This is a genomic window from Kitasatospora sp. NPDC127116, assembly GCF_042677365.1.
Taxonomy (GTDB): domain Bacteria; phylum Actinomycetota; class Actinomycetes; order Streptomycetales; family Streptomycetaceae; genus Kitasatospora; species Kitasatospora lactacystinica.
In genome coordinates this window covers 1-11449 of record NZ_JBHXTL010000209.1, presented here as the reverse complement: position 1 = coordinate 11449, position 11449 = coordinate 1, and the positions used below count along the sequence as shown (strand labels likewise).

The window sequence follows — 11449 nt, the reverse complement described above, 5'->3', positions numbered from 1 at the left end:
GTCGTGAGGCGTGGGCCACCGTCCGGAGGCCACGGGATCGGGCGATCAGACCCGGTCGGCCGCGATCAGCACGTACTGGAAGGAGCCGTCCTTGTAGGACTCGATGAACGCCTCCTCGATGCCGGTCACCAGCGAGGTGGTGTTGCGCAGCTCCCAGTAGGGCAGGGTGTCCGGGGTCAGGTCGATGACGGCCTGCGGCACCAGACGGTTGTCGGCCATCGCCCGCAGGTACTCGCGGCGGGAGTGGATGTTGCACTCGAAGTGGGCGTTGATCTGCGAGACCCACTTCGACGGCTGGCCGTAGCGCGGGTTCCAGCAGCCCGTGATGGTCACGTACCGGCCGCCGACGCTCAGCACCCGGGAGTGCTCGGCGAACAGGTCGTGCAGGTCGACGTACATGCTGGACTCGTTGTTCCAGGAGCCCGCGACCGTGCCGGTCTCGACGGGCATGTTCAGCATGTTGGCGACCCGGGAGCGGACGAAGTCGCCGATGCCCAGCTCGGCGGCGCGCTTGTTGCCGAACTCGGCCTGCTGGGTGGAGAGGGTCAGGCCCTCGACCCGGCAGCCGAAGCGCTGGTGGGCCATCACCATCGAGCCGCCGCGGCCGCAGCCCGCGTCGACCAGGGTGTGGTCGGCGCGGATGTCGCCGAGGTGGTCGAGCAGCACGTCGGCCTGGGCGGACTCCAGGCGGTGCAGCTCGGCGATCACCTTCTTCTCGCGCTCGCTGTCGGCCGGGTCGCCGATCGCGGCCCGGTCGATCTCCCCGATCCCGTAGTGGTGGTGGTAGAGGCCGTCGACGTCACCCAGGCGAAGGTTGACCGGACGGGCCTCGTGGTCCCAGTAGCGTGCGATGTCGCCCTGGTACGGGGTCGCCGGGCCGGGAATGGTGTTGCCGGGGGTGGTGATGTCGTCGGTCACGGACATGGGTCAACTCCTAGTGGATGGTCAAGGGGTGGGTCATCAAAGGGGATTCGCTGCCGGTGGGAGGTGGCGCCGCCGGAAGGGCCGGTGTCACCAGAAGTCGGGCAGCGTGTAGCGGTAGGTGTTGGTCTGGTGCCAGTAGTGGTTGCCGTCCACCCACGCGGCCACACCGCGCAGGAACCGTGGGAGGGCCGGCACCGGGCAGGACAGGGCCAGGGCCGCCGCCTCGGCCTCGAAGGCCAGCATCAGTTCGTTGTGGACCTCGACCGCCTTCAGGTAGCCCTCCTTGCGGGAGACGCCCTCGCGCTCGGAGATCACCACCGGCAGGTTCAGGTGCAGTCCGGGGCTGGCCAGCTCCTTCATGTACGAGTAGAGGTCGTTGACGATGGTGGTGGCGTTGGAGGCCAGCGCGATCACCCGCTGCATCGCGGGCAGCGCGTGCAGCTCGGCGGGCAGCTCGTAGCCGCCGACGGTGTCCGTGATCGTCGGGCAGGGGCGGAAGTTGTTGAACTGGCGCATGGCCAGGTACTCCCACACCTCCGGCACGTGGTCCGCCTGGTCCCAGGCGGCCTCGGCCAGGTACCCGAGGTGCAGCCGCGCCATGTCGTGCCGGAACCGGTCCGACTGGGAGGGCGTGGCGGCCCGGGTGAAGTACTCCATCGCCGAGTGGTAGGCGCGCCGGGGCGCGTCCGACGACAGCGAGGCCTCCCACTCCGGGTGGTACTCCGTCGTGGTGTGCAGCGGGTCCAGCGCGGTGTGCGCGAGCAGCAGGCGGCTGCCCAGGCCGATCGGCGACCCGCCGAGGTCCTCGCAGTAGCAGTCGTCCACCGCGTTCTCGGCCACCATCAGGCGGGCCGCGAGCATCAGGTGGTCGACGCTCGGCGCGTCCGGGTGGCAGGCCACCATGTAGCGCCCGGTGGAGAAGCCGTCGAAGTCCTTCTCCCAGTCCGGCGGGTACAGCTCCACCTCCTCCATCGCCCAGACCTTGATCTCCGCGCTGAGCGCCTCCACCCGCACCGGGTCGGGCTCGGCGATCGGGTGGTGGTACAGGCCGGGGATGGGGTCGCCGGCCTTGGGCTTGCCGCCGCTCGGCGCCTCGGCGGCCGGGCTCGCGGCCGCCGAGGTCGTCGCGGCCGCGGCGGGCGGAACGGGCAGGACGTGGACGGGCGGCAGCCGGAACCCGGGGGTCGCCGCCGTGACCTCGGTCGCGGCTTCCGGGACCTCGGGCACCGGGACCTCGGAGGCGGGGGCCTCGGGGGCCTCGACCTCGGGCGCCGACACCTGCGGCCGGAACTGCAGCCCGGAGGTGCCCAGCCCGCTGGGCCCGCGCAGGATCCGGTCGATCGCCGGGGTGCTCATGGGCCCACCGCCGGGGCGGTCACGGGCCCGCATGGTGTCTCCGGTCTGGCACGCAGGGGCATGGAGCCTCCTCTGGGAAGGGGTCGCGCGCATATGACGGATCGTCATTCCGTCAGCCTCGAACGGGAACTCGGGCTTCCGCCCCCGTCCCGTTCGGTTCGGTTCACCACCGTAGGCGCGAAGGCGCGTTCCGCATCGCAACGGACGATCTTCCTCACCCGATAGGGTGAACGTTCGGGCTGACGACGTTTGAGCGGGCCGCAGTCGTGCATTGATCACACCGGTCCCGGGGCCGCCCTGGCCGCGAACCCTCCCGCCCGAGCCGCCCGAGCCGCCCGCCCCCGCGTCAACCCACTGACGCCCACCCGTGTCCCCGGCCGGCCGACCCCGGGTGGCCCCCCTCCGCGGCCGGCACCGGCACCGTTCTGCACGGGTCGGGCGAGCACCGGTGGCCGGCTGGAGGACTTCGGCGTGGCGGCCACCGCGCCGCACCGGCCGGGCGGGCGGGACGTCCCGGGCCACCACCAGGAGCTGCTCGCCGCCGCCGTCACGCTGCTGGATCCGGCACGCCGTCGCGGTAGCGGACGGCGACCGGGCCGGGCCGGTCGGTCACCTCCCGGCCCGGTGCACGGCCCCACCGGTAAGGGGGACCAGAATGGCCTGGGCGCCGTGAGGACGGGGCCAGGAAGGAAGACCAGCGCATGGAGAGCCAGGCCCGCAGCCGCACCGCACTCGTCGAGGAGCTCATGGAGCGCTATCCCGACGTGCCCCGGGAGGCGGTGATCAAGGAGGACCTGCTGCGCGGCGGCATGGCCTTCGACGAGTCGGCACTCAGCGGCAGCGCCGGCGCCGACGGGGGCGGCGAGGTCAAGCCGAAGTCGTACTTCATCTTCTCCTTCGACCACCGCACCCTGCCCGAGCTGGGCGCCGCCGCGCTCAACCGGCCGCCGGAGGAGATCGTGCTGACCGGCGGGCCGTACGGGCTGCGCCGCACGGTGGTGTCGGTGCGGGTGAACCCGGACTCGCCCTACCGGGTCGGCGCCGGCGAGGACGGCACCCTCGGCCTCTACCTGGACGGTGCGCGGATCGCCGATGTCGGCCTGCCGCCGATGCCGGACTACTACCGGCACACGCTGGCCAACGGGAAGTCGGTGATGGAGGTCGCCCCGACCATCCAGTGGGGCTACCTGATCTACCTCACGGTGTTCCGGGTCTGCCAGTACTTCGGCGCCAAGGAGGAGTGCCAGTACTGCGACATCAACCACAACTGGCGCCAGCACAAGGCCGCCGGCCGCCCGTACACCGGGGTCAAGCCGGTCGAGGAGGTGCTGGAGGCGCTGGCGCTGATCGACGAGCACGACACCGCCCGCGCCTCCCAGGCGTACACCCTCACCGGCGGGGCGATCACCTCGCGCGTCGGCGGCCGGGACGAGGCCGACTTCTACGGGCAGTACGCCAAGGCCATCGAGGAGCGCTTCCCCGGCCGCTGGATCGGCAAGGTGGTGGCCCAGGCGCTGCCGCGCGAGGACGTCCAGCGCTTCCACGACTACGGCGTGCGGATCTACCACCCCAACTTCGAGGTGTGGGACAAGCGGCTGTTCGAGCTCTACTGCCCGGGCAAGGAGCGCTACGTCGGCCGGGACGAGTGGCACCGCCGGATCCTCGACTCCACCGAGGTGTTCGGCCCGGAGAACGTGATCCCCAACTTCGTCGCGGGCGTGGAGATGGCCGAGCCCTTCGGCTTCACCACGGTGGACGAGGCGATCGCCTCCACCGAGGAGGGCCTGCGCTTCTTCATGTCCCACGGCGTGGTGCCGCGCTTCACCACCTGGTGCCCCGAGCCCACCACCCCGCTCGGCAAGGCCAACCCGCAGGGCGCGCCGCTGGAGTACCACATCCGGCTGCTGCAGACCTACCGGGCGACCCTGGACGAGTTCGGCCTCTCCTCCCCGCCCGGCTACGGCCCGGCGGGCCCGGGCAAGGCGGTCTTCTCGGTGAGCTCCTTCATGGACTCGCTGCAGGGCTGAGCACGGCCCGCCCCGAAGGCGCCGCCGCCCGTCGTCCGGGCGGCGGCGCCCGGCCCGTCAGCTCCCGTTCAGCGGGCGGACGGTGAGGATCTGCTCGGCCCGGCCCAGCGGGCCGTGGACGTCGTGCAGCACGGTACTGGTGACGCCGTGCCCGGCCGGGCCGAAGCTGACGCTGGTGTCCAGGCCGGTCCAGGGGCCCTCGGGGCGGCGGTGGAAGTGGATCGTCAGGTCGGTGTTGGGGAACATCCACTCGGTGGGGTTCTGCCGCACCGCGATGCCGTTGGCGGTGTCCACCAGCTTGACGAAGGAGGCGTGCGGGCCGCTGGGCTCCCCCGCGACCAGCTCGACCGGGGTGGAGATCCAGGCGGCGGCCCGGCCCGGGGCGGTCTCCCGGCGGCGGACGTCGATCGAGGCGATGTAGCCGCCGCCCCACACCCCGGCCATCGTCCAGGGCTCGAACTCCTCGGGCCCGGGCAGCGGCCGGTCGTGGGTGCCGGCGACGGCGGTGGTGTCCAGCTCGGCGAGGAACCAGGCGCGGGCCCGGACCACGGCCCGCCCGCCGGTCACCACGGTGGCCTCGACCAGCTCGATGGTGCGCCCGGGGCGGACGGTCTCCACCGTGATCTCGAACTCGTCGAGGGCGATCAGGCCGAGTATGTCGTAGCTGATCCGGGCCAGCGCCAGGCCGTCGGTGGGGCGGTCGGCCCGCTGGTGGCCGGCCCGGTGGCGGTCGATGGCGTGCACGATCAGGCCGCCGAGCGGGCTGAAGTGCTGCTCGTCGGGGTGCCAGGCACCCTGCGCCTGCGCGGTGGGCTTGTAGCTGTTCTCGCCGGTGCGCTGGTAGTAGCTGTCGGGCGCGGCGGTGGGGGTGGTCACGTGCGCTTCTCCTCGGGCCGGATCGCTGGCTGCCGGGCGGGCGCCGCCGTGGTACGACGGCGCCCGACCTCGGCGTTCAGGATCGTAAGGGGCCGAACCGCCGGTGGGGCGTCACGGGTGACGCATCCCACACCCCCGGAGGACCCGGAGGGTCAGTGCGCGGCGAGCGGGTAGTGGTCGGAGAGGTCGGTGTAGGTGTAGCTCTTGCCCCAACTGCTCACCGTCCAGGGCGCGCTGTGCACCCGGACCACCTGGTTGGTGTACTCCTGCGGGCGGGCGTGGTCGGCCCGGTAGAGGACGTAGTCGAGGTCCTCCTTGGGCTCGCCCGGGTAGCGGTAGGCGGCGACGGAGTTGTCGGCGGTGTCGAAGGAGTACGGCCAGCCGGTGCGGGCGGAGGCCGGGGCGAGGTTGCCGTTGGTCAGCAGCGCCTGGCACTCGGAGCCGTGCGAGTCGATGTTGAGGTCGCCCGCGACCAGGATCGGCTCGTCGGCCGGGATCCGCTTGGCGTCCAGGAAGGAGCGCATCGCGGTGAGCTGCTTGGCCCGGATGTCCGCCGCCTGGCCGCTCGCGCAGCCCGAGTCGGTGGACTGGAGGTGGGTGCCGACCACGTGGGTACGGCGGCCGTTGACGTCCAGCACCGCGTAGACGAAGCCCTTGTTGGAGAACCAGTCCGAGCCGCAGGCGTCCTTGTAGACGTACTGCTCCTTGCGCAGGATCGGCCACTTGCTGAGCAGGGTGACGCCGCCGTCCTCGGGGGTGGTGGAGCTGTAGCTGCCGGAGGTGGCGTCCCAGCCGCTGGTGGAGCGGCCGACCACCGGCGTGTGGTACGGGTAGGCGGCCGAGGCCTTGGCGGTCAGCGCGTCGGAGGCCGAGTTGTCGAAGGCCTCCTCCAGCACGACCACGTCGTGGCCCTGGAAGAAGTCCGCCGAGGCGATGGCCTGCGCCCGGTACTGCTGGCCCCAGTTGGGGTAGAGCGAGGTGCTCATCAGGAACGTGTTGTAGGTCAGCACGTCGAGCGGCGGCGCCGTCGTGGGGGCGGTCTCGGCCGAGGCCGGGACGGCGCCGAGCACGGCGAGGACGGTGGCGGCGGCGCCGGCGGCGAGGGCGCGGCGGACGGACGACAGGGGCATCGGGCCTCCGTGGGGGGCGTTGTCGTGGACCCGTCGGGTCGAGGGATGTTGTTCATCCAACTTGGCTGTCGGCACGGACCGCAAGACATCGGGCGAGCATTCGGTGAACTCGTCGGTAACACCGTCGGCGAGGGGCCGACGGGCGGTCACGGCCCGCCCCCACGCACCGCCCCTCCGTACCGCCCCTCCGTACCGCCCCTCCGTACCGCGCGTCAGGAACCGCGGTCAGACTGTCCCCAGCGCGACGAAAGAACGAACGGGGGAAGACATGGCCGGCAGGAAGAAGCGGAAGAGGCCGCTCGCCGAGGGGGTGGTCCCGCCCCCGAAGCGGGTCCGCAGGCGCCCGGAGCCGCAGCTGTCGGCGCGAACGGTCCGCCGGACGGCGTGGCTGGTCGGGGCACTCACCCCGGTGCTGATGGTCGGACTGGCGGCACTGGGCAGCAACCCGGACTACCAGCTGCCCTGCGGCATCCTGGCGTTCCTGGTGCTCTCGGCGGGAGTCGTCGCGCTCGGCTTCGTCCGGCCCCGCGGCTGGATCATCTGGCCGGCCGTCCTGCTCGGCGTGCTGCTGCTGGTGCTGCCGACGACGAGCATCCGCGCCCAGATCATGGCGCAGCGCGGCGTGGAGACCGCGGTGGTGGTCACCGCGGCCCACAGCGCCAAGGACAAGAACGGCAGGGTGAGCTGGACCTGCGCCATCCGCCGCGCCGACGGACGGCCGCTCCCGCACGCCGAGGTCGGCGGCTACGGCTGCACGGGCACGCGCGACATCGGCGACACCGAGAACGTGCTGGTCGACCCGGCGGGCTGGGCGCCGCCGGTCCCGCTCGACGAGGACCTCGAATTCCGCCGCGGCGGCGTCCACGTCACCGCGGTGCTGGCCGTCCTGTGGGGCCTGCTCACCCTGGTCGCGGCGCGCCGCACCCTGCGGGAGCCGGGCGCCGCGGCCGGTCAGCGGGGCGGCAGGTAGCGCACCAGGACGTCGGAGCCGGTGCCGTTCAGGGCGCCGAACAGCAGGGTGGTGCCGAACGCGTCCACGGCGGGCGCGAAGGACGGGCCGACGGCCTCGGCGACCCGCTCGACCCGGCCGGTCCGCAGGTCCCGCCGGAAGAGGTCCGGGACGCCGTTGGTGTCGCCGGGCACCAGGCCGGCGTCGTCCGAGACGAAGTGGACCCAGCGGTTGTCCGCCGTCATGACGGCTGACTGGGCGCCGGCGGGGGCCACCTCCGTCACCGTGCCCGTGTGCAGGTCCCGGGCGTAGAGCGGGACGCGGGTGCCGCCCTGGTCCGGCTGGAACACCCGGAACAGCGCGTACCGGCCGTCGGGGCTCAGCCGGCTCTGCCGCACGGCGTCGCGCAGGGTGCCGCTCGGGTCGATGCTCGCGCCCTCGATCCGGCCGGTGCGGGTGTCGTAGACGTAGAGCGGGAACAGCTGACGGGTGGGCGGCGGCTTCAGGGCGGCCGGGGCGGTCTGCGCGGCCGGGGCGGCCGGCAACAGGTTGGCCGCCTTCGACCGGAAGGCGACGGTCCGGCCGTCGGCGCTGAGCGAGGGCTCCACCGAGCCGCCGTCTGCGGGGGCGCCGCCCTGCCCGGCGGTGACCAGGCGGGTGGTACCGGTCCAGCGGTCCGTCAGGTAGACGTTGGCGGTGCCCGCCCGTGCCCCGGGGGCGAGGTCGGCGCGGTCCGAGGAGTAGGCGACGTACCGGCCGTCGGCGCTGATCGCGGGGCTGACGGAGTTCCCGGCGCCGGTGCCGGCGGTGACCGGCTCGGTCCGGCCGGTGAGGCGGTCGCGGACGTAGACGTCGGTGCGCCCGCCGCCGTTCCCGGGAACGGCGTTGACGGCGTCACTGCTGAAGGCGACGTACCGGCCGTCGCCGCTGATCGCCGCCTGGACGGTGGAACCGTCCAGCTGGGCGCCGCCGTCGGCGAGGCTGACCCGCTCGGTGTGCCGCGTCCACAGGTCGCGGACGAAGACGTCGTAGAGGCGGTTGGTGTCGCCGGGCACCAGGTTGGAGGCCAGCGAGGCGAACAGCGCGTAGCGGCCGTCGGCGCTCAGCCCGAGCGGCTCGGACCAGTCGTCGGCGGGCGTGCCGTCCGGGCTCACGTTCACCCGCACCGTGCCGCCGTCCCTCGCCGCGAACGCGGGCGCGGACGCCGGTGCGGAGGCCGGTTCGGACGCGGGCGTGGTCCGGGCGTGCGCCGCCGGTGTCCCGGCGCCCACCAGCAGCGCGGCCGCCAGGGCGCAGACCACCCGTGCCGTCGTCGTCCTCATGGGCTCCCCTCCCCTTGCGCTCCCCTTCGTTCCGGCCGAGCCAACCGCCCTGCGTGGCCACGGTCAACCCCGCCACCCCGCGATGGACACGATTCCGCCAACTCCCGCACACGACAGGAGCGCACCTGCCGCACGAGCCGATCCACCGGCTCCCGGGACGCATCACCACCCTGGCAAGGGAGGCGAGAGCAGATACCCCGAACCGGCTACATCCTCGCTAAACGCGGACCAATACGGGCATCCCACCCACGGTTGCTTCGCACCGAGGCAGCGCCCGGCCGTCGAGCGCACGGCCGTCAACCGGACGTGACCGGCGGCAGTCGAGCGAAAGGCGGACGCGATGAGCATGATCCAGACCGGCAAGCTGCAGTTGAACTCCACCAGCGCCACGGAGCTGACCGGTGGAGCCACCTCGACCTTCACCCAGGTCACCTTCCCCACGCCCTTCCCCAACGACGCGAACGTGATCGTCGTGCCGTTCGTCCAGACCTTCAACGGCCCCGACACCCCCGGCCTGCGGATCGCCGACGTCACCACCACCGGCTTCAAGATCCGCATCAACGAGCTCGTGGGCAGCGGCCGCGCGCTGTCCGACGGACCGCACACCACCGAGACCATCGGCTGGATCGCCGGCACCGTCTGAGCCCCGGGCTCCTCGCGGCCCCTCGCGGCCCGGGCCGCGAGGGGCCCTTGCCCCGAGCCAGCGGGCCACCGCACCGGCCCGCACCGGCCCGCACCGGCAACGCCCCTGCGCATCGGGCGGGTTCCCCCGCCCCGGCTCGCCGGGTCGGCAAAACCCGTTGGACACGGACGACCACCGGTGCGAAGGTCCGGGAATGACCGTTGACGAAGCCTTTGCCCGGCCCGACGGCCCGCTCCTGGCCGTGTCACCGCCCCTCCCCCTGCCGATGCCCCTGTCCCTCCCCATGCCCCTGCCCGACGGCCTGCTCCTGCGCGAGTCCCGTCCGGAGGACCTGGAGCAGCTCGGCGCCCTGCTCGCCGAGCGCGGCGACCCGGCGGACGCACTCGACCACCGCCTGGTGGTCGAGGACCCGGACGCCGGCTGGTCGGCCAGCGCGGTGGTGGTCGACGGCGACCGGGTCGTCTCCACGGCCACCCTGCTGGACGAGGAACTGCGCCTCGGCGACGTCCGGCTGCCCGCCGGGCAGGTCGAACTGGTCGCCACCGACGAGGAGTACGAAGGCCGCGGCCTGGTCCGGGCCCTGATGCGGTGGGCGCACGCACGCTCCGCCGCCCGCGGGCACGTGGTCCAGGTGATGATCGGAATCCCGTACTTCTACCGGCTGTTCGGCTACGAGTACGCCATCGACATCCCGGTCTCGCGGCCGCTGCGCTCCACCCCGCCCACCGAGGGCGGCGCGCCCGCGCTGCGCACCGCCCGGGCCACCGACCTGCCCGCCCTGGCCGCGCTCCAGGAGCAGGCGCAGCGCGGCTTCGACCTCGCGATGGGCCACGCCCCCGCCCGCTGGCGCTGGCTGCTGGCACACGACGCGAGCACGCTGCGGGTGGTCGAACGCGCCGGCGAGGTGGTGGCGGTGGGCCGCACCACCCCCGTGGAGGGCGGCGAGTTCCACCTCGCCGAGGCGGCCGCCGCCGACGAACGGGCGGCGCGCGAACTGCTGGCCGGCGTGGCGGCGTTGGCGCCCGAGGCGCGGCTCCACGTGGTGCACCGGCCGGGCACCCTGCCGGCCACCGTCTGGCACGAGCTGCTGGACCGCACGCCGCGCCCCGAGGCGGAGCAGTACTACGTCCGCATCCCCGATCCGGCCGTGCTGCTCGACCGGCTGCGACCCCTGTTCCACCAGCGCCTCACCGCCGCCGGCCCGGACCGCGCCGACGGCGAACTGCTGCTCTCCACCTACCGCGCCCACTACCGCGTCCCGATCGGCGCGCAGGGGCCGGGCGAGGTGGTCACGGGCGGCACGATGCAGCATCTCGGCGCGTCCGGCGGCGTGGGCGTGGCGCCGGACGCGCTGGCGGCGCTGCTCTTCGGGCCCTACGGGATCGAGGGGTTGAGCCGCATCCGGCCGGACGTGTACGGGCGCGGGGACGAGGAGCTGCACCGGGCGCTGTTCCCGCCGCTGACGGCCGACCTGCTGACGTACTACCTGCCCTGACGTCCGACCCGCTGCGCCCCTCACGGGAACCCCGGCCGCTTCCCCTTTCGAGGCCCGGCGGCCGGGGCATAGGGTGCGCGGCGTGAACGAAGTGATCTTCCGGGCGAAGGACCTGATCCGCCCCGCCGGCATCGCCGCCCTGGTCCTCGCCCTCGTGCTCGAAACCGCCTTCGGCCTGTTCGCACTCACCGACCTCGGCACGGTGCTGCTGGTCGCGATGACCCTGGCGCTCGCCCTCCCGTTCCTCCTCGTGGCCCTGCGCGCATGGACCGGGGTCGGCGCCGAAGGGATCACCGTCAACCGGGGCTTCGGGCCCGGCCGTACCTACTCCTGGCAGCAGATCAGCTGGGTCGAGGTGCGGCGCTACCCGGCCGGGGACTCGTACTCGTACGCGCTGCGGATCCACCTCACGAACGGGCGCAGCCGCCTGCTGCCCGGCCTCGGCACCGACAAGTACCACTCGACGACGGAGTTCCTGGCGAACACCCGGCAGGTCATGAACCGGTGGGAACGGAACACCGCCCCGGACCGTCGCGTCGAGCCGCGGCCGCGGCTCTGGGACGTGCTGTCGGTCCCGGTGATCGGATTGGCCCTCGGCGCCGCTTTCGTCGCCGTCGTCCTGACGCAACTGCGGTAGCCCGACGGCCGTCGGAACACGAGGATCACGAGGATCACGAGGATCACGAGGATCACGAGGATCACGAGGTCGGCTCCGGCTCCTGGGTGG

General features: G+C 73.1%; 10 protein-coding genes. 5 read left to right on the top strand and 5 right to left on the bottom strand.

Annotated features, from left to right (window positions below; all coding sequences use genetic code 11):
• Positions 1-45: 45 nt before the first annotated feature.
• Positions 46-924 carry a geranyl diphosphate 2-C-methyltransferase gene (locus ACFVHV_RS41665; protein ID WP_359915263.1) on the bottom strand — a complete coding sequence of 293 codons (879 nt, stop codon included), beginning with the start codon at positions 922-924 and terminating at the stop codon, positions 46-48.
• 87 nt (positions 925-1011) lie between these two features.
• Positions 1012-2388: a family 2 encapsulin nanocompartment cargo protein terpene cyclase gene (locus ACFVHV_RS41660; RefSeq protein WP_380358799.1), complete on the bottom strand. Its 1377-nt coding sequence runs from the start codon at positions 2386-2388 to the stop codon at positions 1012-1014.
• 593 nt (positions 2389-2981) lie between these two features.
• On the opposite strand from ACFVHV_RS41660, the gene ACFVHV_RS41655 reads away from it, so the two are divergent.
• The gene (locus ACFVHV_RS41655; protein WP_359915267.1) at positions 2982-4307 is read left to right on the top strand and encodes a radical SAM protein; all 1326 of its coding nucleotides are present in this window, start codon (positions 2982-2984) and stop codon (positions 4305-4307) included.
• 57 nt (positions 4308-4364) lie between these two features.
• Here ACFVHV_RS41655 and ACFVHV_RS41650 read toward each other — a convergent pair whose 3' ends face one another.
• The gene (locus ACFVHV_RS41650) at positions 4365-5183 is read right to left on the bottom strand and encodes a thioesterase family protein (protein WP_380358796.1); all 819 of its coding nucleotides are present in this window, start codon (positions 5181-5183) and stop codon (positions 4365-4367) included.
• Between the two features lie 152 nt (positions 5184-5335).
• The gene (gene sph / locus ACFVHV_RS41645; RefSeq protein WP_380358793.1) at positions 5336-6313 is read right to left on the bottom strand and encodes a sphingomyelin phosphodiesterase; all 978 of its coding nucleotides are present in this window, start codon (positions 6311-6313) and stop codon (positions 5336-5338) included.
• 268 nt (positions 6314-6581) lie between these two features.
• Here sph and ACFVHV_RS41640 point away from each other — a divergent pair, with 268 nt between their 5' ends.
• The gene (locus tag ACFVHV_RS41640) at positions 6582-7283 is read left to right on the top strand and encodes a hypothetical protein (protein WP_380358791.1); all 702 of its coding nucleotides are present in this window, start codon (positions 6582-6584) and stop codon (positions 7281-7283) included.
• Here ACFVHV_RS41640 and ACFVHV_RS41635 read toward each other — a convergent pair.
• Positions 7265-8584, bottom strand: a complete 1320-nt coding sequence (locus ACFVHV_RS41635) for a hypothetical protein (RefSeq protein WP_380358788.1) — start codon at positions 8582-8584, stop codon at positions 7265-7267. The two genes, ACFVHV_RS41640 and ACFVHV_RS41635, sit on opposite strands and share 19 nt — an antisense overlap.
• 340 nt (positions 8585-8924) lie before the next feature.
• Here ACFVHV_RS41635 and ACFVHV_RS41630 point away from each other — a divergent pair, with 340 nt between their 5' ends.
• The 3 genes from ACFVHV_RS41630 (at position 8925) to ACFVHV_RS41620 (ending at position 11359) form a co-directional block, all read left to right on the top strand.
• Positions 8925-9227, top strand: a complete 303-nt coding sequence (locus ACFVHV_RS41630) for a hypothetical protein (RefSeq protein ID WP_359915277.1) — start codon at positions 8925-8927, stop codon at positions 9225-9227.
• A 283-nt stretch (positions 9228-9510) separates the two neighbouring features.
• Positions 9511-10722 (top strand): GNAT family N-acetyltransferase, encoded by a 1212-nt coding sequence (locus ACFVHV_RS41625; RefSeq protein ID WP_380358785.1) that lies wholly within the window; start codon positions 9511-9513, stop codon positions 10720-10722.
• Between the two features lie 82 nt (positions 10723-10804).
• Positions 10805-11359 carry a hypothetical protein gene (locus ACFVHV_RS41620; RefSeq protein ID WP_380358782.1) on the top strand — a complete coding sequence of 185 codons (555 nt, stop codon included), beginning with the start codon at positions 10805-10807 and terminating at the stop codon, positions 11357-11359.
• Positions 11360-11449 lie beyond the last annotated feature (90 nt).

Bases quoted from the DNA above. Each gene is read 5' to 3' on its own strand.
- ACFVHV_RS41635 (WP_380358788.1), bottom strand. From the start codon at position 8,584: ATGAGGACGACGACGGCACGGGTGGTCTGCGCCCTGGCGGCCGCGCTG.
- ACFVHV_RS41665 (WP_359915263.1), bottom strand. From the start codon at position 924: ATGTCCGTGACCGACGACATCACCACCCCCGGCAACACCATTCCCGGC.
- sph (WP_380358793.1), bottom strand. From the start codon at position 6,313: ATGCCCCTGTCGTCCGTCCGCCGCGCCCTCGCCGCCGGCGCCGCCGCC.
- ACFVHV_RS41655 (WP_359915267.1), top strand. From the start codon at position 2,982: ATGGAGAGCCAGGCCCGCAGCCGCACCGCACTCGTCGAGGAGCTCATG.
- ACFVHV_RS41630 (WP_359915277.1), top strand. From the start codon at position 8,925: ATGAGCATGATCCAGACCGGCAAGCTGCAGTTGAACTCCACCAGCGCC.
- ACFVHV_RS41640 (WP_380358791.1), top strand. From the start codon at position 6,582: ATGGCCGGCAGGAAGAAGCGGAAGAGGCCGCTCGCCGAGGGGGTGGTC.
- ACFVHV_RS41660 (WP_380358799.1), bottom strand. From the start codon at position 2,388: ATGACGATCCGTCATATGCGCGCGACCCCTTCCCAGAGGAGGCTCCAT.
- ACFVHV_RS41625 (WP_380358785.1), top strand. From the start codon at position 9,511: ATGCCCCTGCCCGACGGCCTGCTCCTGCGCGAGTCCCGTCCGGAGGAC.